This is a genomic window from Mycobacterium sp. 3519A, from assembly GCF_900240945.1.
In the GTDB taxonomy this organism is placed as follows: Bacteria; Actinomycetota; Actinomycetes; order Mycobacteriales; family Mycobacteriaceae; genus Mycobacterium.
Genome location: NZ_OESG01000013.1, coordinates 1,044,468 through 1,071,233 on the forward strand (window position 1 = coordinate 1,044,468; position 26,766 = coordinate 1,071,233).

Genomic DNA, 26,766 nt, shown 5'->3' on the forward strand with positions numbered 1-26,766 from the left:
AAGGATGAACGTCTAGAGGGGGGCGCATCGGATGGTGACCAGGTTGTCGACGTCGGACGCGTCGTTCTATCACCTGGAAGACACCTCGACCCCGATGTATGTGGGCACGCTGTCGATCCTGCGCAAACCGCGCAGCGGGCTGAGCTACGAGACCCTGCTGGCCACCGTCGAGCAGCGGCTGCCCCAGATCCCGCGCTACCGCCAGAAGGTGCGTGAGGTCGCGCTCGGTCTGGCCAGGCCGGTGTGGATCGACGACAGGGACTTCGACATCACCTACCACATCCGGCGGTCGGCGCTGCCGTCGCCGGGCAGCGACGCGCAGCTGCACGAGCTGATCGCGCGGCTCGGCTCGCGGCCGTTGGACAAGTCCCGCCCGCTGTGGGAGATGTACTTGATCGAAGGCTTGGCGCGCAATCGAATTGCCATCTACACCAAGTCGCATCAAGCGTTGGTGAACGGCATGACCGCGCTGGAAATCGGGCATGTCATCGCCGACCGGACCCAGAAGCCGCCGGAGTTCGGCGAGGACATCTGGATTCCCGCGCGTGAGCCCAGCGACCGTCAACTGGTGCTCGGCGCCGTCGGCGAGTGGATCATGCGGCCTGCCGAACAGATGGCGGCGGTCCGCTCGGCGGTGACCGAGGTGGCGACCAACGCCGGTCAGCTGGTCGAGGTCGGCAAGCGGGTGGTCAACGTGGCGCGCACCGTCGCCCGCGGCACGGCGCCGAACAGCCCGTTGAACACCACGGTTTCGCGCAATCGGCGCTTCACGGTGGCCGCGCACCGACTCGACGACTACCGGATGGTGCGGGCGCGCTACGAGTGCGACGTCAACGACATCGTGCTCGCCGTCGTCGCGGGCGCCCTGCGGAACTGGCTGATGTCCCGCGGGGAACCGGTGACGTCGTCGACGACGGTGCGCGCGATGGCGCCGATGTCGGTGTACCCGGACGCCGAGATCGACTCCACCGGACCGGGGCAGGCGATCAGCGAGGTGACACCGTTTCTGGTCGACCTGCCGGTGGGGGAGGGCAACGCCGTGGTGCGGCTGTCGCAGGTGTCGCATGCCACCGAGTCACACCCGACCCACGCCAGCTTCGTCGACGCCAGGACCATCGTCACGCTGTCGGGTTTCGCGCCACCGACGTTGCACGCCATGGGTATTCGCGTCGCCACCACATTCTCCGCGCGCCAGTTCAACCTGCTGATCACCAATGTGCCCGGCGCGCAGAAGCAGATGTTCGTCGCGGGCACCAAACTGCTGGAAACCTATGCGGTGCCACCGTTGCTGAACAACCAGGTGCTGGCGATCGGCGTGACGTCCTACAACGGCATGCTCTATTTCGGCATCAACGCCGACCGCGACGCGATGAGCGATGTCGGTGTGTTTCCTTCGCTGCTGCGCGAATCCCTGGACGAACTGCTGGAAGCCGCGCAATAGCGGCTAACCTCCTTGGGTGCGTGTCTATGTCCCCGCGACTCTGGCCATGTTGCAGCAGCTGGTCGCCGATCGAGTGCTGCATGCCCGCAGCGGAACCGCTTTCGCGGTGACGCCGACGCTGCGCGAGGCCTACGCCGAGGGCGACGACGACGAACTGGCCGACGTGGCGCTGCGCGAAGCCGCGCTGGCGTCGCTGCGGCTGATGGCCGGCGAGGGCACGTCGAACCTGCCGCCGCGCCGGGCGGTGGTGGTCGCCGACGTCGACGGAGCGACGCCGCGCCCGGATCTCGACGACGCGGTGGTGCGGCTGGCCGGTCCGCTGGCCTATGACGACGTGATCGCCGCCTACGTCGACAACGCCGACGCCGAAGCCGCGGTGGTGCCCGCCATCGAGGCCGTCGACGCCGCCGACCTCGGCGATGAGGACGCCGAATTCACCGTCGGCGACGCCCAGGATCACGATCTCGCCTGGTACGCCCCGCAAGAGCTGCCCTTCCTGCTCGAGCTGCTCTGATGGTGCTCCCTTGGCTGAAGCGGAAAACCTACGGTACCGTAGGTTCTGTCTCCCGGAGTACGGGCAGCGCAATCCTGAAACTGGGGCAGGAGCTTTCCTTGGGCAAGAAATACAGCACGAGCAGGCCCGCAGCCGTTCTCGCAGACACCGTGCGGCCGACCGTCAAAGGCGCCGGTAAGCACCGCGGCTGGGGCGCCGCGCGCGCGATCGCCGAGCGGATCACCACCCCGCTGCTGCCCGACGACTACCTGAAGCTGGCCAACCCGTTGTGGTCGGCGCGGGAACTGCGCGGCAGGGTGCTCGAGGTCCGACGCGAGACCGTCGACTCCGCGACCCTGGTCATCAAGCCGGGGTGGGGTTTCTCGTTCGACTATCAGCCTGGCCAGTACATCGGCATCGGTGTGCTGGTCGAGGGGCGCTGGCGGTGGCGGTCCTATTCGTTGACCTCCAGTCCGGTGACCGGAGCCGCAGGGCCGGCGACATTGAGCCGCGAGGCGCGCGTCATCACCATCACGGTCAAGGCGATGCCCGAGGGGTTCATGTCGACGCATCTGGTCGGTGGGTTGGCGCCGGGCACCGTCGTCCGGTTGGCCGCGCCGCAGGGCAACTTCGTGATGCCCGACCCGGCGCCGGCCTCGGTGCTGTTCCTCACCGCCGGTTCCGGCATCACGCCGGTGATGTCGATGCTGCGCACGCTGGCCCGTCGCGACCAGATCACCGACGTGGTCCATTTGCATTCGGCGCCAACGGAATCCGACGTGATCTTCGCCGCCGAGCTGGCCGAGTTGGCGCGCAGCCACGACAGCTACCGGATTCGGTTGCGCTCGACACGCACCGAAGGGCGGCTGGATTTGTCCCGCCTCGACGACGAGGTGCCCGACTGGCGTGAGCGCCAGACCTGGGCCTGCGGGCCCGAGGGCATGCTGAACCAGGCAGAGGGCGTCTGGTCGGCGGCGGGCATCGCCGAGCGCCTGCATCTGGAGCGCTTCGCCGCATCGAAGGGTCAGGTGCAGGGCCGGGGCGGCACCGTCGAGTTCGCGCGTGCAGGCAAGACGATCACGGTCGACGCCGCCACCCCGCTGATGGACGCGGGCGAGCAGGCCGGGGTGCAGATGCCGTTCGGCTGCCGGATGGGCATCTGCCAGTCGTGTGTGGTGGGCCTTCTCGACGGCCATGTCCGCGATTTACGCACCGGCGTCGAGCACGAACCCGGTACCCGTATCCAGACGTGCATTTCCGCGGCGTCCGGCGATTGCGTACTCGACGTCTGAGCTTTACCGGCTGGTAACTTACGGATTCGTAGGTTACGGTAGCGTAGGTAGGAGAAGGGAGGCGGAACATGGCAATCACAGACGTACCGGCATTCGCACATCTGACCGAAGCCGATATCGACAATCTCGCGTTCGAACTGGACGCAATTCGCCAGGACATCGAGGACTCCCGAGGCGAGCGCGATGCGCGCTACATTCGCCGCACCATCGCCGCCCAGCGGGCCCTGGAGGTGGCGGGCCGGCTGATGCTGGCAGCGGGTTCGCGCCGCTCCGCGTGGTGGGCGGGCACGGTGACCCTCGGCGTGGCCAAGATCATCGAGAACATGGAGATCGGCCACAACGTCATGCATGGCCAATGGGATTGGATGAACGATCCCGAGATCCACTCCACCACATGGGAGTGGGACATGAGCGGTGCCGCCAAGCACTGGCGGTTCACTCACAACTTCATGCACCACAAGTACACCAACATCCTCGGCATGGACGACGACGTGGGCTACGGTCTGCTGCGCGTCACCCGTGACGACAAGTGGAAGCCGTTCAATCTCGGCAACTTGTTCTACAACACGATGCTCGCGGTCGGTTTCGAGTGGGGTGTGGGGCTGCAGCATCTGGAACTCGGCAGGATGTTCAAGGGCCGCGACGACCGCGACGCCACCATGGTGCGGCTGCGCGAGTTCTCGGCCAAGGCGGGTCGTCAGGTGGTCAAGGACTACGTCGCCTATCCGGCGCTGACCTCGTTGTCGCCCGGCGCGACCTACTCTTCGACGCTGAAGGCCAACGCGGTGGCCAACGTCATCCGCAACGTCTGGGCCAACGCGGTGATCTTCTGCGGCCATTTCCCTGACGGCGCAGAGAAATTCACCAAGACCGACATGGCCGGTGAGAGCAAGGGCGAGTGGTATCTGCGTCAGTTGCTCGGCAGCGCCAACTTCGAGAACGGTCCGGTGTTGCGCTTCATGAGCGGCAACCTGTGCCATCAGATCGAGCACCACCTGTATCCGGATCTGCCCAGCAACCGGCTGCACGAGGTCTCGATTCGGGTGCGCCAGGTGTTCGACAAGTACGACCTGCCGTACACCACGGGCTCGTTCCTGGTTCAGTACGGCAAGACGTGGCGCACCATCGCCAAGCTGTCGCTGCCGGACAAGTATCTGCGCGACACCGCCGACGATGCGCCGGAAACGCGCAGCGAGCGGATGTTCGCCGAACTCGAACCGACGCAGCGCAGTGGCCTGAAGTCAGCGATCGCCGCCGTGCGCGCCCGACGCCGCGCGAAGCGCCTCGCCGCGTAGACCCGGCCGAACGTGAAGGTATGTGCGACATTTCGCGAAAATGTCGCACACAACCTCACGTTCGCTGCGCGATGAGGTAGGCCTGCGGCGTCGATTCGAAGCCGTCGTCGTCGGGGTCACGCACCAGACCGGCGTACGGCGCGAGACCGGCCTCGTCGAGCAGCACGGCGACGGTGTCGGGCTGTCGGCGATAGAACGTCAACGACACCTGCGCGCCGAACATCTCCTTGAACGTGCGTGGTTGGTCGCCGACCTGAAAGGCGACCAGCGCCACCCCGCCGGGGCGTAGCACGCGGCAGAATTCGGCGAACACCGCGGGCAGCGACTCGTCGGGGATGTGGATCACCGAGTACCATGCGCACAGACCGTCGAACTGGCCGTCGTCGAAGTCGAGCTTGGTCATCGACCCGGCCTGAAAGCGCAACCCGGGATTGAGCCGTCGCGCTTGCGCAATCATCCTGGGGGACAAGTCGATACCGACGACGTCGAGCCCGAGGTCGGCGAACAGGCGCGACGTGGCACCGGTGCCGCAACCGACGTCGGCGATCAGCCCGTTGCTCTTGACCATCCCGGCGAACCCGGTGAGCATCGCGCGGTCGAGTGGCTTGTTGTGCAGGTGATCGTGAAACCGTTCGGCGTATTCGGATGCCGTGAGGTCATATCCTTCGCGGGTGCGGTCCAGGAAGCCTAGTTCGGTCACTGTCGCACTCTACTCGCAACGGCTACGTGTCGACGTTGTCGAACTGGTCGGGGTTGGGCCCGGTGCGGCCGGCCTCGCCTTTGTCCAGCGCCGACAGCGCGGCCATCTCGGCGTCGCCGAGTTCGAAGTCGAAAATGCCGAAGTTCTCTTTGATCCGTTGCGGCGTGACCGATTTGGGGAACACCACGTCGCCGCGCTGAATATGCCAGCGCAACACCACCTGCGCTGCCGACTTGCCGACCTCCGCTGCGATGCGTGTGACAGCCGGATCGTCAACCACGGTGCCGCGCGCGATGGGCGCCCACGCCTCGGTCACGATGCCGTGTTCGCGGTCGTAGTCGCGCACTTCGGCGTTCGCGAAATACGGGTGCACCTCGACCTGGTTGACCGCAGGCGTCGTCTCCGTCTCGCGGGCCAGTCGCTGCAGGTGTGACACCTGGAAGTTCGACACCCCGATGCTGCGGGCCCGGCCGTCGCTCTTGAACTTTTCGAGCGTGCGCCACGTCGAGACGAAGTCGCCGTCGTAGCGCGTCGGCAGCGGCCAGTGAATCAGGAACAAATCGACGTAGTCGAAGCCGAGCGCCGCGAGTGTGCCGTCGAAGGCGCGGCGCGCGTCGTCGGGTTTGTGGAAACCGTTGTTGAGCTTGCTGGTGACGAATACTTCGGCCCGGTCGATGCCTGACTCGCGGATGGCTTCTCCGACGCCCTTCTCGTTGCGGTACATCTGCGCGGTGTCGATGTGCCGGTAGCCGACATCGAGCGCTGTTCGCACCGCCGACGCCGCCTGGTCGGGGGCGATCTTGTAGGTGCCGAATCCGAGTTGCGGGATGCTCGCGCCGTCGTTGAGGGAAATCGTGGGTATCTGGCTCACGGTGTCGAGCCTAGTTCCCCCGATCGGGGGACGCCGAATTCCACCGCTGCGCAGGCCGATCACCGGACAGACCTCGGCCGCGGAACCGCGCATTCTTGATTCATCGCAGGAACACACCGGCCTGAGATCTGAAAAGCCAACTCACACAGGAGAATTCACAATGACCATCAACATTGCACGCGCCTTCGCCGTTTCCATCATCTCGGCGGGCGTCATCGGCGGTGCCGCCATCGGGCTGGCGGGCGCGGCCAGCGCAGCCACCACCACCCAGCCGACCGTCCCTGGCCACTTCTACAGCCCAGGGGTCAAGGCGCATCCCGCGCCGCAGGCCGCGCCTGGCTGGCACGGCCATCACGGCGTGTGGCGGATCCGGCACTTCGAGCCCGGCTACCGCCCGTGAGGCACTAGCTGCTTCACCGATGCGCAGTAATAGTTGCCCCCGAACGCGTTGCCGTCCGAAGGAACTGGCAAGCCGGCCTCGGCGAGCAAGTTCGACAAGGAGATCGCATCCGACCGCCAGCCCCTGGCGTCGAGGTACCCGGCGACGTCTTCACGATCGTCGGAGTAGCCGAGTGCGCCGAGTTCGATGTCCAATCCGTACTCCCGCCAACGCTTGGTGATCTCCTCCAGCGAGTCCCAGAACCGACTGCCGTCGCCCGCGCAGGATGTCGTCGCCACCTCCGAAGCCAGCCGACTGCCGTCGGCACTGAGTTCGGTGATGTTGTCCAGCAAGCGGTTTTGCGCCTCGGCGGGAAGGAAGGGCAACAGGCCTTCTGCGGTCCACGCCGACGGCTTCGTCGGATCGAAACCGGCCTCGCGCAACGCCGTCGGCCAGTCCCTGCGCAAGTCGATCGGGACGGTGCGCACGTCCGCCGTCGGCTTGGCACCGAGGTCGGCCAGCGTCGCGGCTTTGAAGGCCAATACCTCGGGCTGATCGATCTCGAACACCACGGTGCCCGAGGGCCAGGCGAATCGATATCCGCGTGCGTCCAGTCCCGAGGCGAGGATCACGACCTGACGGATGCCGGCGGCGGTCGCGTCGGCCAGGAAGCGGTCGAAGTACTGCGTGCGTGCGGCGAGCAGTTCGGTCATCTGCTGCATGCCCCAGAACGCGCCCGGCACATCGACGTCGACGGCGGCCAGCTCGCCGCTGGCCCAGCGGGTGAAGAAGTCGACCCCGACCGCGCGGACCAGTGGTTCGGCGAGCGGATCCTCGATGAGGTTGGCTCGGGTGGCGCGGGCCCTGCCCGCGGCGACCATGGTCGCGGTGGCGCCCACGCTCGTGGCCAGGTCCCAGGTGTCATCGTCTGTCCGTTCAGCACTCACTTAGCCGTTTTAACTCTTAGCCTAGGTAACGAGCAATGGGGCCAAGCGGACTCCCAGCGTTCTGTTAGCCCTCTCGCAACGCGGCGAGAAGGCGGCGCGCCGCGGCGGCGCGCCCCGCGGCCGGTCCGGTCAGCGTGTCCAGCGCGCACTCGGGGTCGGCGGGCGGTCCCATGTGCCCGCATCCGCGCGGGCAGTCCTTGATCGCCTCGGCCAGATCCGAGAATGCGAGCAGCACGTCATCGGGTTCGATGTGCGCCAGCCCGAACGACCGGATCCCCGGCGTGTCGATGACCCAGCCGCCGAAGCTCAGCGGAAGCGCGACCGACTGCGTCGAGGTGTGCCTGCCCTTGCCGACGTCGGTCACCTCACCGGTGGCCCTGTCCGCGTCGGGCACAAGGCGATTCACCAATGTCGACTTGCCGACACCGGAATGGCCGAGCAGCACCGTCACCTTGTCGGCGAGCAACGGCGCGACGGCGTCCAGCGGATCGTCGCGGCCGGCGGTGGTGATTGTCAGGTCGAGATCGGCGAACTGGGCGGCGAACGGTTCCGGCGGGGCCAGGTCGGTCTTGGTCAGGCACAGGATCGGCTCCAGACCGCCTGCATAGGCCGCGATCAGTGCGCGTTCGACGAGGCCGGTGCGCGGCGGGGGATCGGCCAACGCCACCACGATCAGCAGCTGATCGGCGTTGGCGACCACCACCCGCTCGGTCGGATCGGTGTCATCTGCGGTGCGCCGCAACACTGTTCGGCGGTCACCGCGACGGACGATGCGGGCCAGCGTGTCGGGCCTGCCGGACAGGTCGCCGACGATTCCGACGTCGTCGCCGACGACGATCGGGGTGCGGCCCAGTTCCCTGGCCCGCATCGCGGTGACCCGCCGGTCCGGGTCCCTGCCCAGCGCGCAGCCCCACCGGCCGCGGTCGACGGTGACCACCATGGCTTCCTGCGCGTCGGCATGGTCGGGGCGGGTCTTGGTTCGCGGCCGCGAGCCCCGGCCGGGCCGCACCCGGACATCGGACTCGTCGTACTCGCGAGGGCTCAAGAGCTACTCAATCCTCACGTCCGGCGGCCCCCTGCCCTTCGAGCATCTCAGCCCACAGTTGCGGGAACTCCGGCAGCGTCTTTGCCGTCGTGCCAACGTCTTCCACCTCGACACCGGGCACCCGCAGCCCCACGATGGCGCCTGCGGTGGCCATCCGGTGGTCGGCGTACGACAGCCACACGCCGCCGTGCAGCGGTCGCGCGGTGATGCGCAGCCCGTCCGGTGTCTCCTCGCACTGGCCGCCGAGACGGTTGATCTCGGCGGACAACGCCGCCAGCCGGTCGGTTTCGTGACCGCGCAGGTGAGCGACGCCCCGCAGCTGCGACACCGAACCGTCCGACGCCACCGCCGCCAGCGCGGCCACCGCCGGTGTCAACTCCCCGACGTCGTGCAGATCGACGTCGAAGCCACCGTAGTTCGGGCTGCCGTGCACCTCTAGATATGAATTGCCTTGGGTGACAACCGAACCCAGCTTCTCGAAGATCGCGAAGACGTCGGCTGCTGGCTGGATGCTGTCGTCAGGCCAGCCGGCCACCCGAACCGCGCCCCCGGTGACCACGGCCGCGGCCAAAAACGGCACCGAGTTCGACAGATCGGGTTCAATGGTCCACTGCCGCGCGGCAATTGGGCCCGGCGCGACATGCCAGCGGTTGGCCTCACCGTCGTCGACGGTCACCCCGGCTTCGCGCAGCATCGACACCGTCATCGCGATGTGTGGCGCGGACGGAACGGTTTCGCCGGTGTGGACGATCCTCAGGCCGTCGGTGAACGAGGCTCCTGACAGCAGCAGACCGGAGACGAACTGCGACGACGCCGAGGCGTCGATCTCCACCGTGCCGCCCGCCACCGAACCCGCGCCGCGCACCGAAAACGGCAGTTTGTCGCCGTCGACGTCGACGCCGAGGCCGCGCAGGGCGTCGAGCAGCGGGCCGATCGGGCGGCCCCTGGCCTGCTCGTCGCCGTCGAACAGCACCGTCTCGGTGCTCAGCGCCGCCACCGGCGGGACGAATCGCAGCACGGTGCCTGCCAGCCCGCAGTCGATCCGGGCGCCCGGTTGTGGCGTGAGGGCCCCGCGGATGGTCAACTCGGAGCCCGCACCGTCGACGGTGACGCCGAGCGTCTGCAGCGCCCCGATCATCAGGTCGGTGTCGCGGCTGCGCAGCGCATTGCTCAGCGTCGACGTCCCGTTCGGTGTCGCCAGGGCGGCCAGGATCAGCGCTCGATTGGTCAGCGACTTCGAACCGGGGATGGTCACGGTGGCATGCACGGGGGTAGTCGTCGTCGGTGCCTGCCAGTTGCTCACGTGCTACATCCTGCCCTGTCGGCTCCGCGTGCCACCATGGGATATATGTGTGGGCGATTCGCAGTGACCACCGATCCGGCGTTGTTGGCGCAGAAGATCCAGGCCATCGACGAGAGCACCGCCGCGCTGAAGGACAACTACAACGTCGCGCCGACCACCACCATCAGCACGGTGGTCAAACGGCACACCGAACCCGACGACGAATCGACGCGGCGGGTGCGGTCGATGCGCTGGGGCCTGGTGCCACCGTGGGCCAAGACGTCGGAGGACGGCGGTCCCGACACCAAGGGGCCGCTGCTGATCAACGCGCGGGCCGAGAAGGTGACCACCTCACCGGCGTTCCGCAACTCCGCGAAGAACAAGCGGTGTCTGGTGCCGATGGACGGCTGGTACGAGTGGCTTAAGAAAGGTGAGGCGAAGGGAGCCAAGACGCCGTTCTACATGTACGGCGGTGACGGCGAAATGCTGTTCATGGCCGGGTTGTGGTCGACGTGGCGGCCGAAGGACGCCCCGAAAGACGCGCCACCGCTGTTGAGTTGCACCATCATCACCACCGACGCCGCGGGTCCGCTGGCCGACATCCACGACCGCATGCCGCTGACCATCAGCCGCGACGACTGGGACCGCTGGCTGGATCCCGATGCGCCCATCGACGAGGGCCTACTGCGAGGCCACGGCGACCTCGACCGCATCGAGATCCGCGAGGTGTCGCGGTTGGTCAACAGCGTCCGCAACAACGGGCCTGAGCTGATCGAACCGGCCAAACCGGAGCCCGAGCAGGCGACGCTGCTGTAGCCCTACCGAGGATTTCTCTGTTCGATTAGAGTATTCCTCGTGCCACGGCCGAGTGGAACCGACGCTCGGGACCGGTTACTGCAGGTGGCGCGGCGCCGGTTCGCCGTCGACGGCGCGCTGGTGCCGACGTTGGACGAGGTCCGGCGCGAGGCTGAGGTGAGCGTCGGCGCGCTGTACCACCACTTTCCGGACAAGCCCTCGCTCGCGGCGGCGGTCTACGCACAGGTGATGACCGAGTACCAGGCCGGGTTCGTGGAGATGCTGCGCGGCCAGCACACCGCAGAAGGCGGCATCCGCGGCGGCGTCGCATATCACCTGCGGTGGGTCGGCGGTCACCGCGGCGAGGCCAAGCTGCTGCTGGGCGACCGACTGGACAGTGCGTCGCTGAGCGATGCGAATCGGGAGTTCTTCGGCGCTGTCCGCGACTGGTGGCAGCCGCATCACACCTATGGGGCGCTACGGCCGATGCGACCGGGGGTCACCGCCGCACTCTGGCTCGGCCCGGCCCAGGAGTTCAGCCGCTACTGGATAGCCGGCGACGACCAGGCGATGCCGCGCGGTGTCGTCGACATCTTCGCCACGGCCGCATGGACAGCGTTGCGCGCCAACGATATCGAGGAGTAGATCAGATGGAATCGATGTACCGCACCATCGTCGCAGGCGGCGACGATCCCGACGCGCCGGAGCGCGTCCACGTCGAGCATCGCGGGGACAGGGCGGTGGTCACGCTCGACGAGTCGCGTCGGCTCAATGTGCTGTCCGCCCCGCTGGTGCGGCAACTGCGACGGGCTCTCGAGGCGCTCGACGCCGACCACGAGGTCCGCTCCGTCGTACTCACCGGCGCGGATCCCGGCTTCAGCGCGGGCGGCGACCTGAAGATGATGCAGACCGCGATCGAATCGCTCGGCGAGCCCGAGGGAGTGGCCGACGTGTGGCGGTGGATCCGCCGCGAGTTCGGCGGGATCGCCCGGCTGATCGCGCGGTCGGACACGATCTTCATCGCCGCGCTCAACGGCCCGGCGGCGGGAGTCGGCCTGGCGTGGGCGCTGACCTGCGACCTCGTCGTCGCCAGCGACCGCGCGGTGATCGTGCCCGCGTTCGGAAGGCTCGGCCTGATCCCGGAGGTGGGCACCAGTTGGGCGCTCACCCGCAGGCTCGGTTATCAGGGTGCGCTGGCGTACTACCTGCGCGGCGATCACATCGACGCCGACACCGCATTGCGTCTCGGGCTGGTTCAACAGGTCGTCGAACACGACCGGTTACTGGCCGCCGCCGACGAATGGTGCTCGCGGATAGCCGATTTGCCGCCGCATGCGGTCGCGATGAGCAAACCGTTGCTGCGGGCCACCGCCGACGCCGACTGGAACGACGCGATCACGCTCGAGGAGTTCGCCGAACCGGCGTGCTTCACCACCGCCGCGTTCGCCCAGAGTGTGCGGGCGATGCTGAAGTAGGCACCGCCGTTCACATTCAGCGGTTTTGTCGGCTGAAACAACCGTGAATCGGTCCATCGCGTTCCGAATAGCCATTAACATAACCGCTCATGCTCAGCATGGTGCGACAGGTTTTGAGCTTCGAGATGACGATCGCGGAATGGATCGGCACCGCTGCGATGCTCGCGGCACCGTACCTGGCCGTCGGCGTGCTGTGGGCGCTGCTCGGCGGCGGTTGGCGGGCGGTGCTGTGGTGGCCGGTGCTGCTGGTCTCGGCGGTGTGCCTGGCATGATGCTCGCCGACTGCCGCATCGACATCCGTCGGCGCACCTCGCGCTGGGATCCGGACGCCGAAGTGAGCGTGGCCGAGGCCATGGACTTCTGGGCGTTCGCCGCCGGTGCCGCCAACGTGATCATGCAGTTGTCGTGGCCGCAGGTGGGCTACGGCGTCAGCGAGAGCAAGGTGGACTCCGGCAATCTGCTCAAGCACCCGTGGAAACGGGCCAGGACGACGTTCCAGTACCTGGCGGTCGCGATCCTTGGCCGCCCCGACGACCGCGCCGCGATCCGCGAAGCCGTCAACGGCGCCCACCGCCACGTCAAGTCCACCGCAGAAAGCCCGGTCCGCTACAACGCATTCGATCGCGAGTTGCAGATGTGGGTCGCCGCATGCCTTTTCGTCGGCCTGGAGGACACCTACCAACTGCTGCGCGGCCCGATGACCGCGGAACAGGCCGAGCAGTTCTACCGATCGGCGTGGACGCTTGGCACCACGTTGCAGGTCACCGAGGAGCAGTGGCCGCCGACGCGCGCAGACTTCGATTTGTATTGGGAACAGGCCTGCCGTCGCGTGCGCATCGACGACCATGTCGGTGCGTATCTGCGGGATCTGCTGGACCTGCGGATGATCAATCCCGTTCTCGCGCTGCCGTTTCGGCCCCTGCTCAAGTTCCTCACCGTGGGCTTTCTTGCGCCGGTGTTCCGCGACGCGATGGGTGCGCGGTGGAGCGGTTTCAAACAGCGGCAGTTCGAGTCGCTGTTTCTTCTGGTCGCCTTCGTCAACCGATTCCTTCCGGTGTTCGTCCGCCAGGGCGGCAGCTACCTGCTGCTGGCTGACGTCCGCAGGCGGGTGCGCAGCCACCGAGCATTGGTGTGAGCCCATGCTGCGCCGTTTGTTGAGCCGCAAGGTCAGCGTCGAGGCGATGATCGAGTTCGCGATGTGGATGGCCATTCCGTACGTCGTGATCGGGTTGGCGTTCGCGTTCTTCCGCGCCGAGCATGTGGCGCTGATCCAGACGCATTTGCAGACCCGGATTCCGGCGGGCGCCGACATCGGCGCCTACGGGTTGACGGCGCTGTTCTGGCCTGCCGGGCTGTTCGGCGTCGACGTCTGCGTGGTGTGACGGCAATCGAGTATGTGAATACTCGGCACGCACTGGCCCGGCGGTGGGATTCTGACTCACGGCGCAGACTCAGCAACGCGCATGAAATGGGGGCCCCGCATGACCGCAATCCATCCCGACGCTCGACAACAAACCATTGAGGTGCGCAATCCCGCCGACGGTGTGGCCGTCGGGTCGGTTCCGATCGATTCGGCCGAGACCGTCGCGGTCAAGGCTCGCGAACTGAGGATCTTCCAACCTGAATGGGAGGCGCTCGGACCACGGGGTCGTAAGACCTGGCTGTTGAAATTTCAAGATTGGGTGCTCGACAATGCCGAGTACCTGACCGATGTCGTGCAAGCGGAAACCGGCAAGGTGCGCGCGGACGCCTCGATCGAGGCTCCGTTGACCGCGGGACTGCTTCAGTACTGGGCGAGCAATGCCGAGGCCTTCCTGGCCGACCGCCATCCGAGGCCGCACAACGTCCTGATGATGACCAAGCGACTGACGACCGTATACCGGCCCTATCCGGTGGTGGGGTTGATCATCCCGTGGAACTTTCCATTCGCCAACGCGGCCATCGACGGCATCCCCGCATTGGCCGCGGGCGCCGCGGTGCTGCTCAAAACGTCGGAGGTGACCCCGCTGAGCGCCGTCGAATTCGTAAGGGGCTGGAGCGAAATCGGTGCACCGCCCGTGCTTTCGTTGACTACCGGATACGCCGAGACCGGTGCCGCGGTCATCGCCAACTCCGACTACGTGCATTTCACCGGTTCAACGGCGACCGGTCGCAAGGTGGCCGTCGCATGTGCGGAGCGGTTGATCCCGTACAGCCTCGAACTGGGCGGCAAGGATCCCGCGGTGGTGCTGGCCGACGCCGACATCGACCGGGCAGCGAACGGCATCGCCTGGGGTGGGATGACCAATTCCGGACAGGTCTGCGTATCCGTCGAACGGGTTTACGTCGAGGCGCCGATCTACGGGGAATTCGTCGCCAAGCTCACCGACAAGGTGAGCGAACTGCGGCAGGGCCAAGATGACGACAAGTACCGCTTCGACGTCGGAGCGATGGCCACCGTGGCGCAGCGAGACATCGTCGCGCGCCACGTCGACGAGGCGGTCGCGAGCGGTGCGCGGGTGACTACCGGCGGTAAGCCAACCGGTGTCGGTACATTCTTCGAGCCCACGGTGCTTGCCGATGCCGACAACTCGATGTCGTGCATGCGGGAGGAGACCTTCGGCCCGACTCTGCCCGTGGTGAAGGTCGCCGACGAGGAGGAGGCGATCCGGCTTGCCAACGACTCCAACTACGGGCTCTCGGCGACAGTGTGGACCAGCGATCTCGCGCGGGGCGAGCGGGTCGCCCGTCGGCTGGAAGTGGGCGCGGTCAACATCAACGACGCGCTGGCCAATGGATTCCAGTTCAGCGTGCCGATGCCCGGCTGGAAGGATTCGGGGATCGGCGCTCGCAATGGAGGTGCCCAAGGCATCCTGAAATATTGCCGGGCACAAGCCATCACGACGCCGCGGATGCCGACCCCGGCGCGGGAACCGCTCTGGTATCCGTATTCGCGACGGAAGTTCCGGTTCGCATTGGGCATGATGCGCGCGACCGCGGCCCGCGGGTTGCGACGGCTGGGCCTCAAGCCGCAGGGAGGTGCCCGATGAAGTGTCAGGGCGCGGTGATCCGCGGCGTCGGGCAGGACTGGGACGTCACCGAGATCACGCTCGACCCGCCGCGCGAGGGCGAGGTGCTGGTAAAGATGGCGGTCGCCGGGGTCTGCCATTCCGACGACCACTTCTCGACCGGCGACATGGTTCCCTCGCCGGATTTCGCCGCGATGATGGAAGCCATGGGGACGCCGAGCCTCGACTACTTCCCGTTGATCGGCGGTCATGAAGGGGCAGGCGTCGTCGCCGAGGTCGGTCCGGGCGTCCGATCCTTCAAGCCCGGCGATCGCGTCTCGTACTCGTTCATCGCCGCGTGCGGGAAGTGTCGATGGTGTGTATCGGGGATGACTTATCTGTGCGACAACGGCGCCGCCATGTTGACCAAGGAGTCGATCGACGGTGAGCGGCGGCGTCATGTCGGGGACGAGGATGCGACCGCCATGTGTCAGCTCGGCACGTTCGCCGAATATGCCGTCCTGGCAGAGGAATCGGTGATCAAGCTGGACGAGTCGATTCCGCTCGAGGCGGCATCGCTGGTGTCCTGTGGCGTGACCACGGGGTGGGGTTCGGGGACCACCGGCGTCGGCACGAAACCGGGGGACACCGTCGTCGTGGTCGGGACGGGCGGGGTTGGTATCAATGCCGTGCAAGGTGCTTGCGCCGCGGGTGCGAACGCCGTGATTGCGGTGGATCCGGTGGATTTCAAACGTGATTCGGCGAAGTTCTTCGGGGCGACGGACACCAGTCCGTCGATGGAGGAGGCGTTCGGACTGGTGCGGGAACTCACCCGTGGGGTGATGGCGGACCGCGTGGTGCTGACGCCGAGCGTGGTCACAGCAGACATGCTGGCCCCCGCGTTGGCGTTGACCAGCAAGGGCGGCACCTGCCTGATCACCGGGGTGCCGAAATTCGAATTGAGCATGGTGCCACTTGTGCTCGTCGACATGCTGCAGAGTTGCAAGACCCTCAAGGGGCTGATCTACGGCGGCATGAACCCGCGGGCCAGCATGCCGATGCTGTTGGACATGTACCGCAACGGGCACCTCAAGCTCGACGAACTGATCACCAAGCGGTACAAGCTCGATCAGATCAACGACGCCATCACCGATCTGCGCGAAGGGCGCAACATCCGGGGCGTCATCGAATTCGACTAAGGCCCCGTGTATCCCGGCGGGTTCGGGGAGTCGACCCAGAGGTCGACGCCCAGCTGCGAACCGGGTACGCAGTCGTAGACCGAGAGGTCGGTGACGCCTGAGTCCAGCAGCACGTCCTCGCATAGCAGCGCGTTGCCGGTGTACTCCCGAGCGGGCTTGTTGAGGATGACGTAGGCCGCGTCGGCGTACACGTCGGGTTTGCGCGCGCGGCCCATCGCCTCGTCACCGCCGAGCAGGTTCTGCACCGCGGCGGTGGCCACCAGCGTGCGCGGCCACAGCGTGTTCGACGCGATGCCGTCGTCGCGCAGTTCCTCGGCCATGGCCAACGCGCACAACGACATTCCGTATTTCGCCATCATGTACGCGGTCGGCTTGAGCCATTCGGGTTCCAGCCTGATCGGCGGCGACAGCGTCAGGATGTGCGGGTTGTCGCGGCCGATCATGTGCGGGATGCAGGCCTGCGAGACGGTGTACGTGCCGCGCACCTGGATGCCGTTCATCAGATCGAAGCGCTTGAGCGGCACCTCCTTGATCGAGCCGAGGTTGATCGCCGAGGCGTTGTTGACGCAGATGTCGATGCCGCCGAATTGTTCGACCGTCTGCGCCACCGCCGCCGCGACCGACTCCTCGTCGCGGATGTCGCCGACGATCGGCAACGCCTTCCCGCCGGCTTCCTCGAGTTCCTTGGCCGCGGTGTACACCGTGCCGGGCAGTTTCGGATGCGGTTCGGCGGTCTTGGCGATCAGCGCGATGTTGGCGCCGTCGGCGGCCGCCCGCTTGGCGATCGCCAAGCCGATGCCTCGGCTGGCGCCGGAGATGAACATGGTCTTCTGCGATAGCGACATGGGCTCACCCTAGAGCTTGGCCAAGGCGTCGAGTGTGGGGTTGTGTCACGCCTCCAGGCCTTGGAGCGTGTTGGTAACCCACGTTCGGCCGAAGTCAGGCGCCGATGTCGGCGGTCACCGCGTTGGTCAGCCGGATCAGGTCCTGCGGATGCACCGCCACGTCCCAGCCGCGCTTACCGGCGCTGCACAGCACCCGGTCCCAGTGCAGCGCCGAGGCATCGACCACCGTCGGCAACGGCTTGCGCTGGCCGAACGGGCTGATCCCGCCGATCACGTAGCCCGTCGAGCGCTCGGCGGCCGCCCGCTCGGCCATGGTCGCCTTCGGCACGCCGAGCGCTGCCGCCGCGGCTTTCAGCGACAACTTCGCAGGCACCGGGATCACCGCGACGGCCAGCCCCTTTGGCAGCGCGATGACCAACGTCTTGAACACCTGCTCCGGGCTGACGCCCTCGACCTGGGCGAGCTCGGCCACCGCCTCCTCGCCGAACGACTCGTTGCGAGGGTCGTGGTGGTACTGCAAAACCTCGTGTGGGACCTGCGCAGCCAACAAGGCCGCGATCGCCGGAGTCGCTGCACGTGCCACGCGCACAGCGTAGGCGGGAACAACTGCGCCTGGGCGTGCTGTTATTGGTAGCGATTCGGCCCGCAAACGGGCCATGTTGGTCATTGCCTCTAGGATCGAGGGAAGGGGTCTTTGGTGCCTGCCATATGCCTGGACCGTGCGGTCGACGTGCCGGGCTTGTTTGGTGGCGCCGCAACGGAAGGGACGGTGTTCCCCACAATGACCGACATCGACGGACAGGCGCCGGATACCGGGCCGGATACGTCGGCGCTCGACAAACCCGAGGAGACCGACGCCGAATTGACGGCGCGGTTCGAGCGTGACGCGATTCCGCTGCTCGACCAGCTCTACGGCGGTGCACTGCGCATGACGCGCAACCCTGCGGACGCCGAGGACCTGCTGCAGGAAACCATGGTGAAGGCCTACGCCGGGTTCCGCTCGTTCCGCGAGGGCACCAACCTGAAGGCGTGGCTGTACCGGATTCTGACCAACACCTACATCAACAGCTACCGCAAGAAGCAGCGGCAGCCGTCCGAGTATCCGACCGAGGAGATCACCGACTGGCAGCTGGCTGCCAACGCTGAGCACTCCTCGACCGGGCTGCGCTCGGCGGAGGTGGAGGCGCTGGAGGCGTTGCCGGACAGCGAGATCAAGGACGCCCTGCAGGCGCTGCCTGAGGAGTTCCGGATGGCCGTGTACTACGCAGACGTCGAAGGCTTCCCGTACAAGGAGATCGCCGAAATCATGGATACGCCGATCGGGACCGTGATGTCCCGGCTGCACCGGGGCAGGCGCCAGCTGCGCGAGCTGTTGGCCGACGTGGCGAGGGACCGCGGCTTCATCCGTGGCCAGCTCGACACGCCCGAGGAGGTGACGTCATGAGTGACCGCGACGCCGAGGACCGCTGGTCCCCGCCAATCGGCCCGGTAGACCCCGAGCACCCGGAGTGCGCCGCGGTGATCGCCGAGGTGTGGACCCTGCTCGACGGTGAGTGCACCGCCGAGACGCGCGACAAGCTCCGCCATCATCTCGAGGAGTGCCCCAGCTGCTTGCGCTATTACGGCGTCGAGGAGCGGGTGAAGACGTTGATCGCGAAGAAGTGCAGCGGAGAGAAGGCGCCTGATCGGTTGCGTGAGCGGCTGCGCATCGAGCTCAGCCGCACCACGATCATTCGGCGCGGCTAGAAACGGTTAGCGGACCGACTTCGAGCCGGCGTTGGGCCGCTTGCCGTGATTGGCCTTGGAATGCTTGCGGTCGCGCTTCTTGCGGCCACGCTTGGCCATAGTGGTTCCTCCGTCTGGTTGTGCTTTGCAGCCATTGTCTCATGACCTGCCGCAGCGCCCGAATCGTGCCGTTGTGGTTCGATAGAGCGGCATGGAGCAGCCGAAAGGGGTGAAGATGGCCGAGGATGTTCGCGCCGAGATCGTGGCCAGTGTGCTCGAGGTCGTGGTTCACGAGGGCGACCAGATCGGTGAGGGCGACACCCTGGTGCTGCTGGAGTCGATGAAGATGGAAATCCCGGTGCTGGCCGAGGTCGCCGGCACCGTCAGCAAGGTGAGCGTGTCCGTTGGTGATGTCATCCAGGCCGGAGACCTCATCGCCGTGATCAGCTGACTTTCCGATGTCCACCCTCGGTGATCTGCTCGCCGAGCACACGGTGCTGCCCGGCAGCGCCGTGGACCATCTGCACGCCGTGGTCGGGGAGTGGCAGCTGCTCGCTGACATGTCGTTCGCCGATTACCTGATGTGGGTGCGGCGCGACGACGGTCAGCTGGTGTGCGTCGCGCAGGTGCGGCCGAACACCGCGCCGACCGTGCTGCTTGCCGACGCCGTCGGCACGGTCAGCTCGGGCGACCAGCTGCCGTTGGTGACCGCTGCGTTTCATTCCGGCACGATCGGCCGCGAAAACGATGCGGGACAACAGGATTCGCCCAACTCCAACATCGCGGCCAGAATCGCCGCGGGGCTGAAGGTCGAAGCGGTTCCTGTGCGCTACAACAACGAAGTGGTGGCCGTCCTGACCCACCAGACGTCGTTGGGGGCGCGCAATGCCAGCCCGCTGGAGAGTGCCTACCTGGACTGCGCGGGCGACCTGCTGCTGATGCTGTCGGAGGGCACGTTTCCGAATGTCGGCGACTTGGCGATGTCTCGGTCCAGTCCCCGCGTCGGCGACGGGTTCATCCGTCTCGACGAAGCGGGCGTCGTGACCTTCGCCAGCCCGAACGCGATCTCGGCCTATCACCGGATGGGCCTCGCCGCCGAACTCGAGGGCCACAACCTGGTCGCGGTGACCCGGCCGCTGATCGGCGATCCGTTCGAGGCGCAGGAACTGGCCAACCACGTCCGTGACTCGCTCGCGGGCGGATCCAGCATGCGGATGGAGGTCGACGCCGGGGGAGCGGCCGTGCTGCTGCGCACGCTGCCATTGGTGGTGCACGGCAAGGCCGTTGGCGCGGCGGTGTTGATCCGCGACGTCACCGAGGTCAAGCGCCGCGACCGCGCGCTGCTGTCCAAGGACGCCACCATCCGCGAGATCCACCACCGGGTGAAGAACAACCTGCAGACCGTTGCGGCGCTGTTGCGGCTTCAGGCCCGGCGGACCAACAACGCCGAGGGCCGCGAGGCGCTGATCGAGTCCGTGCGCCGGGTGTCGTCCATCGCCCTTGTGCACGACGCGCTGTCGATGTCGGTCGACGAGGAGGTCAACCTCGACGAGGTGGTCGACCGGATCCTGCCGATCATGAATGACGTTGCGACAGTTGACACTCCGATACGAATCAACCGGGTTGGCGATCTCGGTGTGCTCGACGCCGATCGTGCCACCGCGTTGATCATGGTGATCACCGAACTGGTGCAGAACGCCATCGAGCATGCCTTCGACGCCACCAAGGCGCAGGGTTGCGTGACGATCCGCGCCGAGCGGTCAGCGCGGTGGCTGGACGTCGTCGTCCACGACGACGGGCGTGGCCTGCCGGACGGGTTCAGCCTGGAGAAGTCCGACCGGCTCGGACTGCAGATCGTGCGGACCCTGGTCTCGGCTGAACTCGACGGTTCGCTCGGCATGCACGACGTGCCGACCGGCGGCACCGATGTGGTGCTGCGCGTTCCCATCGGCCGCAAGCCGCGATTGGCTCAGTAACCGCACAGTTTGTGGGCTGACTTTGAAATTGAAGTTTGTGTGATCTATTTCGCATCAATTGCATTTGCACACAGTTACGGCCCCGACAAATTTTGCCGGGGCCGTATCCGAATTCTCAGGTGGCGATCAGACTCCGCTGCGAGCCTTCGTCCGCGCGTTGCGACGCTTCAGTGCGCGACGCTCGTCCTCGCTCATACCGCCCCACACGCCCGCGTCCTGGCCGGAATCCAACGCCCAGGTGAGGCACTCTGTGGTCACCGGGCAGCGATTACAGACGAGCTTCGCGTCTGCAATCTGCGCGATCGCTGGCCCGCTGTTCCCCACCGGGAAGAACAGTTCCGGGTCCTCGTCACGACAGACCGCCTTGTGGCGCCAATCCATAGTCCTAATCTCCTAACTGTGTGCGCAGCAGGGCGCACGAGCTTTTCTTCGGCTGTTAACGCGTGCACTCGAAATGTTTCTGCACTGTTGCTTCCGATGCTTTCACAGGCTGAACAGATGTCAATACTCGCGAGTTAACAAGTGGGTAATCTCACTCACGAGGGTCGTTCGCGGAGCCCTCACTCGTTTGTACTACACTAAACCAACCTGCGCCCTGAATCAGCGGAGCGAAAGCTATTTGCGCAGATCAGCGGGTACTTTTGCAGGCGGGGCAACCACGCCCAGCGCGTCCGGCACCGACGTGAACGTCATCGTCTCCCGCGGACCGAGGTAGTCCCCGTCGATCTGACACGCGACCGGCGTGTCGCTTGTCACCCGCACCCACGGCAGGTCGTCGTCACGTATCAAATGCCTCGCCTCTAACCGCGGTTTCTTGCTCATCATCTGACGCACCAGCCCCAGATTGGCCCAGACGTTCGCACTCGTGGTGGCGAACACCCCGAGACCGGTCTCGAACGTCGTCGTCGGGTTGGTCCACACCGGGCGGGTGTTCGCATACGTCCACGGGCTGGAGTTCGACACGAACGCGAAGTGCACCCCCGAGGCGGGCTCCCGGTCCGGCAGGTGCAGCGTCAGGGTCGGCTCCTTGCGGACGCTGGCGAGCACCTCACGGATCGCGACGCGGATGTAGCGCGACGCCGTCACCCTGCGACCCTTCTCGCGTTGGGCCTCGACAGCGGCCACCACGTCGCCGTCGACGCCCATGCCTGCGGTGAACACGCCCCAGCGTTCCCCGCAGTCCATCAACCCGATGCGCCGCCAGGATTTGCGCCTGCCGTGCGCCGACAGCAGGTCGATGAGTTGATTGGTCGCCTCGATCGGGTCGGGGCTGATGCCCAGCGCGCGGGCGAACACGTTCGCGGACCCGCCGGGCACCACCCCGACGGCAGGCGCGGGCCCGCCGGGTCCCGCCTCGCCGAGAATGCCGTTGACGATTTCGTTCACCGTGCCGTCGCCGCCGTGCACGATCAGCACGTCGACGCCGTCACGCGTCGCATCCCTGGCGATTTCGATGGCGTGGCCGCGGTGGTCGGTGTGCGCGACCGTCAGCTTCACGCGACTCTCCAACGCGTGGGCGAGCAGGTCGCGGCCCGCCGGCGTGGTCGACGTCGCGTTGGGGTTGACGATCAGCACGGCGCGCACGGGATCCGAGCCTAACGGGCCCCTATTACGCTCGACTCGTGATCGTGCCCTCGCCGTCAACCGTCCGCCAGGCCGCTGTCATCGTCTGGCTCGAGGGGGTCGTGCTGGTCGGCGTCGCGGTGGTGCTGGTCGTGCGTCACGTGGCGGGCGTCGAGGACGAACCGTGGCTGAGCGGATACGGCACCGCAAGCTGGTTCGTGATCATGGGCGGGGCTGTGCTCGCCGCCGGGTGGGCGTTGTGGACCGGACGGCGCTGGGGCCGCGGCATCGCGGTGTTCGCCCAGCTCCTGCTGCTGCCGGTGGCGTGGTACATGGGCGTTGGCTCACAACGATGGCTGTACGCCGTTCCGGTGGGGCTCGCCGCGCTGGCGACGCTCGCGCTGCTGTTCAGCCCGGCCACGCTGCAGTGGCTGGGCGCGCCTGAGGATTCGGTCGCCGACGATCACTGAGGAGGGCTGAGCCGTAGGTCTCAGGCCGGGACGGTGAGTTGCAAGCCCAGAGTTGGTATTTCGACAATCCCATCGGACCCGGCGCGCCAGCGCCAGTGCACCGCGGTGTCGACGTCGCCGCAGACGAGTCCCGTCCAGCCTGCGCCGCCAGGACCGCACAGCGCTGCCAGTTGCGCCGCCTCGGGCGTCGCCGGGACCCCCGTCATCACAACCAGCCCGCGCAGGGGCCGCCGCTTCGAGGCGGCGCGCACCGTGCCCCGCGCCGCTTGCGCTTTCACCGGCCGAGGCGCCGGTGGCTCGTCGACCTGCACCAGGCCGGCGGGTATGGCCGGCGGACCGGAGCCGTCGGCGCTACGCAGGATCATGACCGGAATGTTCGGCAGGCTGCGGGCGATCTCTGACAACAGATTCCCGACGACGTCGCGGGCCACCGTCCGGTCACCCGTTACCGCGAGCACTCCGTCAAGCCTGCTGATGTCGACGAACACAGGATGTCGTTCGGCATCGGTGCCGACCCGCACCAGACATGCGGCGGTGCGCGGTCCCGGCTCGCCGCTATGGTGGCCCACCACCGGCTTTCGCCAGCGTGTTGAGTCGATGTGCTGCCAGGGGGAACCGAGAGAATCGGACGCCGGAAGCCAGACCGTGGCCCCTGCGTTGTCGACACGCACCGCGTGTACCGGTGTTTCGGGCCGACGATTCGTGGCGGCCAAGGGGGCGATGATGTCGTACGCGCGGCGCAAGGTGTCGGAGTCGGCGGCGAATCGACGGGACAACCCCCGCCTGAGGTTCAGTCGCCGACGGCGTCTGACCGGTTCACCGAAGCGATACAGCTGGCGGGCGATGACGAGGCCCCAGCGCGCGAGTCGCCGCCGGTAGACGATCACCGCGGTGAGGACCGCGAGCAAGACTGCGCCGAGCACCGCCAAGGCCACGTCCAGGCGGAATGCCAGAGTTGACGACGGCGGTCCGCCGCTGACAGGCCGTCTGGTGTCGCGGGCCAGTCTTACGTCGGCGCCCGTGGCGTCGGAGGGTAACCGCAGGATCCAGCCCGGATGCAGCCGGTCCTGAGGCGTGCTCAAGACCCCACCGTCGGGTTGGCGCAGGCCGCGGTTGAGGGTGAAGATCTCGCCTGCGCGGGCCTGATTGTTCAGCGTGCTGCGTGCGATCGACTGCAATGTCGGCAGTCGGCCACCGGTCTGAGCGGGTGCGGCAACGACGAAGACTTTGATCACGCCATCGTCCGCGTGTGCTGGTGTGGCCGCGAACGCTGCGAGCAGGCAAAGAAGTACCGCGATGATCTGTGGTATGCGCCACAGTTGTTGCAGTGCAGTGCTTTTCGTACGGATACCTCTCACGCCTTACTCGACGGACTCGACTGCCAAACGGTTCAACGGGCACCTGAACCGTTTAGGCGATGTCCCCGTTGGGTGCATGTGGCGGTCCGCGACAGTGGGACCGGGAAGGGACGTGAAGCCATGGCGCGTCGGCACGCCAGCACAGCTGATTTCGAACTCGTCGGGATGGACGACGATCCGACCCCTGGTGATCCCGAACTGATTCAGGCTGTACTGCAACGCTATTCCGACATCGGTGATGCCGCCGAAAAAGCACTCAACGTTCTGAAGAAGGGCGGCAGCATCGATTCGGGACGCGGTTCGGCGATGGACGCGCTGAAGAAGAAGATCGGTGACGACCTGCCGGACAAGCTCGCCAAGACCGTGCAGTCGTATCACGATGCCGCCCAGGCCTACCGCGACTACATTCCGCGCCTGCAAGAAGCGCAGGATACCTTCGACCGCGCCGTGGATGAGGCCCAGGCTGCCGCGCCCGTGGCCAACCAGGCCCCACCCGCACCGGCAGCGGATGCCAGCGACGAAGACAAGTCCGCCGCAGCCAACGCCCAAGACGCGATCGATGAGGGAAAGAGTCAACTCTCAGCGGCCAAAAGTCTTGCGGAACAAGCCAAGACGATGCGTCAGACGGCGCAACGTGCATGCGCTGACGTGTTGGACCGCGCCGCCAAGGAGGCAATCCCCGAGCGCAACATCTTCCAGAAAATCGCCGATTTCTTCGAAGACTTCCCATTCGTCCAGATCCTGCTGGGTCTGCTCATCGCGATCGTTTCGGTGTTCTTCCCCGTTGCCGGGGCGCTGCTGGGCGGGGCGTTATTCCTGGTCAGCGAGTTACCCGCGATAGTCGGCGGCAACTTCAGTCTCGGTGATCTGCTCACCGGACTGATCGGGCTGGTGCCCGGCGGGGCGCTGCTGAAAGCCGGTGGCGGGCTTCTCAAAGCCGGTGTCGACGCGGCGGCCAAAACATTGGGCAAGGGCGCAAAGACCATTGACGGTCCGCTGTCGGGGATCGGATCTTCAGCAACGAAGACCAAAACCGTCGGAGGATTGTTGGACAACACCGCAACGCACACTGCCGCCTCGGTGGTCAAAGAAGTCGGCAAGAACGCCGGCGAGGAAACCGTCAACCAAGCGGTCAGCGGCCAAGGCTTCGACCCCACCGCCATCGTCACCGCCGGAGTGCTCGGCGCGGGAAGCGCCGGCATCAAAGGCATTGCCAAGAAATTCGCTCCGCCCAAAAACGGTGGCCTTGATCAAGGAACCACCGCACGATCATCGGGAGGGTCCGGTCAAGGCGAGGCCGGCCCGAGTTCCAGGGGGCTAGACGACCCGCAGACGCCCCCACCTGATCCGGCGAAAGCCTTCCCACCTCCGAATATCAAGCCCAAACCGGGGGGCGGTGCACTCGACTTTCAGGACAAGAATTTCCCGGACATCGACCTGGTACTGCACAAGACCGATCCTGACGGGTTCGACCCCGCCGTCTTCAAGGTGAAAGGCACCGACAACAAGGTCTTTTTCGACGTCGACGAAAACAAGTTCAAGAAGTTTGAGAACGGCCAGTTCACCGGCGAGGACGCGGATTTCACCCGCTTTCAGGGAGCGCTCCCGACCGATCACTTCTTGGTTCGTGGCTTCGAGGCCACGAATTTGCAGAAGGTGGAAACCGACGACGACTTCCGAGCGCTTCCTGCCAGTGAAACACCGGTACTCGTGAAGACCAGTCTCTTCGATGGCATTCCGGTTAGGAGCAACGTCGACCCGAAGCGGGTCGAGTCAATCAAAGGTGCCATCGGCGAAGGCAAGCCGCTGCCGCCGGTTGATTTGTCCGCAGGTGACCTCAGCATCAATGAGGGTAACCATCGCGTCACTGCCGCAAGGGAACTCGGATTGTCTTTCATTCCGACGCGGATTAATGCCCCGCTTCCGCTGCACGGTGAACCTCCGTCGCCGCCACCGGCGGCTCCGTCGCCGCCATTACCGGTCGCACCACCACCGACACCGGCAACACCGCTTCCTCCGCCGTCGCCACCGCCGGTGCCACCGGACTTCGCCACCACGAAAACACCTTTCGACTTCAACGAGGACCCCGACTGAATAACTAACCGTCGCAACGACTTCCACCTGAGAGGGTGGAGAGCCATCCGCGCCCGCGGATGACCCAACCACAAAGGAGAAACTCCAATGCCCGATTACAAGGTCAACTCGGACGAAACCGCGAGCACGTCACAGGCCCTGCTCAGCGACTTCAGTCAGCTCGAGGACAAGCTCAACGAAGTTCGCAACAAGATCACGAACCTACTGTCCAACGGGTACTCCACCCCGGCCGCACAACAGAAGTTCTCGCCGTTCTTCGAGGAGTTTGCCAAGGGATTCAAGCAGGTCAACCAGGGTCTGCAGGGCATCGGCCAGTACGTCAAGGCCGTCGGCGATGCGTACACGCAGACCGACGACGAACTCGGGAAAAACCTGAACTGACCATCAAACCTCCTCCCGCGCCACGAAAGTCGATGAGCCAATGCGATTGAATGTCAGCGTAAGCGACCCGCGCGACCGCGGAATCTCGACCACTGTCATTGTTGACACCGAACCCGCCGCCAGCGTGGGAAGTCTTGCCGCTGAACTTGTTCG

At 66.2% G+C, this 26,766-nt stretch carries 31 protein-coding genes; 20 read left to right on the forward strand and 11 right to left on the reverse strand.

Features of this window, described 5'->3' with window-relative positions:
• Nucleotides 1-31 precede the first annotated feature (31 nt).
• The 4 genes from C1A30_RS12910 (at nt 32) to C1A30_RS12925 (ending at nt 4,521) form a co-directional block, all read left to right on the forward strand.
• Nucleotides 32-1,441, forward strand: coding sequence for a wax ester/triacylglycerol synthase family O-acyltransferase (locus C1A30_RS12910; RefSeq protein WP_101948689.1), 1,410 nt, complete (start codon nt 32-34; stop codon nt 1,439-1,441).
• A 46-nt stretch (nt 1,442-1,487) separates the two neighbouring features.
• Entirely contained in the window at nt 1,488-1,955 is a 468-nt protein-coding gene (locus C1A30_RS12915) for a hypothetical protein (protein ID WP_200828347.1), read from the forward strand.
• Nucleotides 1,956-2,053: 98 nt separating this feature from the next.
• Nucleotides 2,054-3,226: a ferredoxin reductase gene (locus C1A30_RS12920; RefSeq protein WP_200828249.1), complete on the forward strand. Its 1,173-nt coding sequence runs from the start codon at nt 2,054-2,056 to the stop codon at nt 3,224-3,226.
• Between the two features lie 68 nt (nt 3,227-3,294).
• Entirely contained in the window at nt 3,295-4,521 is a 1,227-nt protein-coding gene (locus C1A30_RS12925) for a fatty acid desaturase (RefSeq protein WP_101948692.1), read from the forward strand.
• Nucleotides 4,522-4,576: 55 nt separating this feature from the next.
• Here C1A30_RS12925 and C1A30_RS12930 read toward each other — a convergent pair whose 3' ends face one another.
• Both C1A30_RS12930 and C1A30_RS12935 read right to left on the reverse strand, forming a co-directional pair.
• A complete protein-coding gene (locus tag C1A30_RS12930; RefSeq protein ID WP_101948693.1) occupies nt 4,577-5,221 on the reverse strand; it encodes a class I SAM-dependent methyltransferase in 645 nt (214 codons plus the stop codon).
• Between the two features lie 22 nt (nt 5,222-5,243).
• Entirely contained in the window at nt 5,244-6,092 is an 849-nt protein-coding gene (locus tag C1A30_RS12935; RefSeq protein WP_101948694.1) for an aldo/keto reductase, read from the reverse strand.
• A 160-nt stretch (nt 6,093-6,252) separates the two neighbouring features.
• On the opposite strand from C1A30_RS12935, the gene C1A30_RS12940 reads away from it, so the two are divergent.
• A complete protein-coding gene (locus C1A30_RS12940; RefSeq protein WP_101948695.1) occupies nt 6,253-6,492 on the forward strand; it encodes a hypothetical protein in 240 nt (79 codons plus the stop codon).
• Here C1A30_RS12940 and C1A30_RS12945 read toward each other — a convergent pair.
• The 3 genes from C1A30_RS12945 to aroA all read right to left on the reverse strand — a co-directional run bounded on the left by C1A30_RS12945 (nt 6,480) and on the right by aroA (nt 9,766).
• Nucleotides 6,480-7,352, reverse strand: coding sequence for an SAM-dependent methyltransferase (locus C1A30_RS12945; RefSeq protein ID WP_101950166.1), 873 nt, complete (start codon nt 7,350-7,352; stop codon nt 6,480-6,482). The two genes, C1A30_RS12940 and C1A30_RS12945, sit on opposite strands and share 13 nt — an antisense overlap.
• A gap of 130 nt (nt 7,353-7,482) precedes the next feature.
• Complete coding sequence (gene rsgA, locus C1A30_RS12950) at nt 7,483-8,463, reverse strand: ribosome small subunit-dependent GTPase A (RefSeq protein WP_101948696.1); 981 nt, start codon at nt 8,461-8,463, stop codon at nt 7,483-7,485.
• Between the two features lie 7 nt (nt 8,464-8,470).
• Complete coding sequence (gene aroA / locus C1A30_RS12955) at nt 8,471-9,766, reverse strand: 3-phosphoshikimate 1-carboxyvinyltransferase (RefSeq protein ID WP_101948697.1); 1,296 nt, start codon at nt 9,764-9,766, stop codon at nt 8,471-8,473.
• Nucleotides 9,767-9,811: 45 nt separating this feature from the next.
• On the opposite strand from aroA, the gene C1A30_RS12960 reads away from it, so the two are divergent.
• The 8 genes from C1A30_RS12960 (at nt 9,812) to C1A30_RS12995 (ending at nt 16,201) form a co-directional block, all read left to right on the forward strand.
• Nucleotides 9,812-10,561, forward strand: coding sequence for an SOS response-associated peptidase (locus tag C1A30_RS12960; RefSeq protein WP_101948698.1), 750 nt, complete (start codon nt 9,812-9,814; stop codon nt 10,559-10,561).
• A 39-nt stretch (nt 10,562-10,600) separates the two neighbouring features.
• Nucleotides 10,601-11,185 carry a TetR/AcrR family transcriptional regulator gene (locus C1A30_RS12965; protein ID WP_101948699.1) on the forward strand — a complete coding sequence of 195 codons (585 nt, stop codon included), beginning with the start codon at nt 10,601-10,603 and terminating at the stop codon, nt 11,183-11,185.
• Between the two features lie 5 nt (nt 11,186-11,190).
• Nucleotides 11,191-12,015 (forward strand): enoyl-CoA hydratase/isomerase family protein, encoded by an 825-nt coding sequence (locus C1A30_RS12970; protein ID WP_101948700.1) that lies wholly within the window; start codon nt 11,191-11,193, stop codon nt 12,013-12,015.
• Nucleotides 12,016-12,104: 89 nt separating this feature from the next.
• The gene (locus tag C1A30_RS12975) at nt 12,105-12,287 is read left to right on the forward strand and encodes a hypothetical protein (protein ID WP_101948701.1); all 183 of its coding nucleotides are present in this window, start codon (nt 12,105-12,107) and stop codon (nt 12,285-12,287) included.
• The gene (locus C1A30_RS12980) at nt 12,284-13,150 is read left to right on the forward strand and encodes an oxygenase MpaB family protein (protein WP_369974155.1); all 867 of its coding nucleotides are present in this window, start codon (nt 12,284-12,286) and stop codon (nt 13,148-13,150) included. The genes C1A30_RS12975 and C1A30_RS12980 overlap by 4 nt, the downstream gene beginning before the upstream one ends.
• Before the next feature lie 4 nt (nt 13,151-13,154).
• Complete coding sequence (locus tag C1A30_RS12985) at nt 13,155-13,397, forward strand: hypothetical protein (RefSeq protein ID WP_101948702.1); 243 nt, start codon at nt 13,155-13,157, stop codon at nt 13,395-13,397.
• Nucleotides 13,398-13,496: 99 nt separating this feature from the next.
• The gene (locus C1A30_RS12990) at nt 13,497-15,044 is read left to right on the forward strand and encodes an aldehyde dehydrogenase family protein (protein ID WP_101950168.1); all 1,548 of its coding nucleotides are present in this window, start codon (nt 13,497-13,499) and stop codon (nt 15,042-15,044) included.
• Nucleotides 15,041-16,201, forward strand: a complete 1,161-nt coding sequence (locus C1A30_RS12995) for an NDMA-dependent alcohol dehydrogenase (protein WP_101948703.1) — start codon at nt 15,041-15,043, stop codon at nt 16,199-16,201. The genes C1A30_RS12990 and C1A30_RS12995 overlap by 4 nt, the downstream gene beginning before the upstream one ends.
• Here C1A30_RS12995 and C1A30_RS13000 read toward each other — a convergent pair.
• Nucleotides 16,198-17,046 (reverse strand): NAD(P)-dependent oxidoreductase, encoded by an 849-nt coding sequence (locus C1A30_RS13000; RefSeq protein ID WP_101948704.1) that lies wholly within the window; start codon nt 17,044-17,046, stop codon nt 16,198-16,200. The two genes, C1A30_RS12995 and C1A30_RS13000, sit on opposite strands and share 4 nt — an antisense overlap.
• Nucleotides 17,047-17,140: 94 nt before the next feature.
• Nucleotides 17,141-17,629, reverse strand: coding sequence for a Cys-tRNA(Pro) deacylase (ybaK, locus tag C1A30_RS13005; protein WP_101950169.1), 489 nt, complete (start codon nt 17,627-17,629; stop codon nt 17,141-17,143).
• Between the two features lie 198 nt (nt 17,630-17,827).
• Here ybaK and C1A30_RS13010 point away from each other — a divergent pair, with 198 nt between their 5' ends.
• Both C1A30_RS13010 and rsrA read left to right on the forward strand, forming a co-directional pair.
• On the forward strand, nt 17,828-18,490 hold the full coding sequence (locus C1A30_RS13010) for a sigma-70 family RNA polymerase sigma factor (RefSeq protein ID WP_232004935.1): 663 nt from the start codon (nt 17,828-17,830) through the stop codon (nt 18,488-18,490).
• Nucleotides 18,487-18,792, forward strand: a complete 306-nt coding sequence (rsrA, locus tag C1A30_RS13015; protein WP_101948705.1) for a mycothiol system anti-sigma-R factor — start codon at nt 18,487-18,489, stop codon at nt 18,790-18,792. Before C1A30_RS13010 ends, rsrA begins: the two co-directional genes overlap by 4 nt.
• 6 nt (nt 18,793-18,798) lie before the next feature.
• On the opposite strand, the gene C1A30_RS36510 is transcribed toward rsrA, so the two are convergent.
• The gene (locus C1A30_RS36510) at nt 18,799-18,891 is read right to left on the reverse strand and encodes a 50S ribosomal protein bL37 (RefSeq protein WP_003882799.1); all 93 of its coding nucleotides are present in this window, start codon (nt 18,889-18,891) and stop codon (nt 18,799-18,801) included.
• A 115-nt stretch (nt 18,892-19,006) separates the two neighbouring features.
• Here C1A30_RS36510 and C1A30_RS13025 point away from each other — a divergent pair, with 115 nt between their 5' ends.
• Both C1A30_RS13025 and C1A30_RS13030 read left to right on the forward strand, forming a co-directional pair.
• A complete protein-coding gene (locus C1A30_RS13025) occupies nt 19,007-19,222 on the forward strand; it encodes a biotin/lipoyl-binding carrier protein (RefSeq protein WP_006245864.1) in 216 nt (71 codons plus the stop codon).
• 7 nt (nt 19,223-19,229) lie between these two features.
• Complete coding sequence (locus tag C1A30_RS13030) at nt 19,230-20,747, forward strand: sensor histidine kinase (protein WP_101948706.1); 1,518 nt, start codon at nt 19,230-19,232, stop codon at nt 20,745-20,747.
• A 126-nt stretch (nt 20,748-20,873) separates the two neighbouring features.
• On the opposite strand, the gene C1A30_RS13035 is transcribed toward C1A30_RS13030, so the two are convergent.
• Both C1A30_RS13035 and C1A30_RS13040 read right to left on the reverse strand, forming a co-directional pair.
• The gene (locus C1A30_RS13035; RefSeq protein ID WP_101948707.1) at nt 20,874-21,128 is read right to left on the reverse strand and encodes a WhiB family transcriptional regulator; all 255 of its coding nucleotides are present in this window, start codon (nt 21,126-21,128) and stop codon (nt 20,874-20,876) included.
• A gap of 234 nt (nt 21,129-21,362) precedes the next feature.
• Nucleotides 21,363-22,331 (reverse strand): diacylglycerol kinase family protein, encoded by a 969-nt coding sequence (locus C1A30_RS13040; RefSeq protein WP_101948708.1) that lies wholly within the window; start codon nt 22,329-22,331, stop codon nt 21,363-21,365.
• Between the two features lie 38 nt (nt 22,332-22,369).
• Between C1A30_RS13040 and C1A30_RS13045 the strand changes: the two genes are divergently transcribed.
• Entirely contained in the window at nt 22,370-22,780 is a 411-nt protein-coding gene (locus C1A30_RS13045) for a hypothetical protein (protein ID WP_101948709.1), read from the forward strand.
• 20 nt (nt 22,781-22,800) lie between these two features.
• Here C1A30_RS13045 and C1A30_RS13050 read toward each other — a convergent pair whose 3' ends face one another.
• Nucleotides 22,801-24,015: a hypothetical protein gene (locus C1A30_RS13050; protein ID WP_142392597.1), complete on the reverse strand. Its 1,215-nt coding sequence runs from the start codon at nt 24,013-24,015 to the stop codon at nt 22,801-22,803.
• Between the two features lie 243 nt (nt 24,016-24,258).
• Between C1A30_RS13050 and C1A30_RS35785 the strand changes: the two genes are divergently transcribed.
• Nucleotides 24,259-26,232, forward strand: a complete 1,974-nt coding sequence (locus tag C1A30_RS35785) for a hypothetical protein (protein WP_200828250.1) — start codon at nt 24,259-24,261, stop codon at nt 26,230-26,232.
• 87 nt (nt 26,233-26,319) lie between these two features.
• Complete coding sequence (locus C1A30_RS13060) at nt 26,320-26,613, forward strand: WXG100 family type VII secretion target (protein ID WP_101948711.1); 294 nt, start codon at nt 26,320-26,322, stop codon at nt 26,611-26,613.
• Nucleotides 26,614-26,766: the final 153 nt, after the last annotated feature.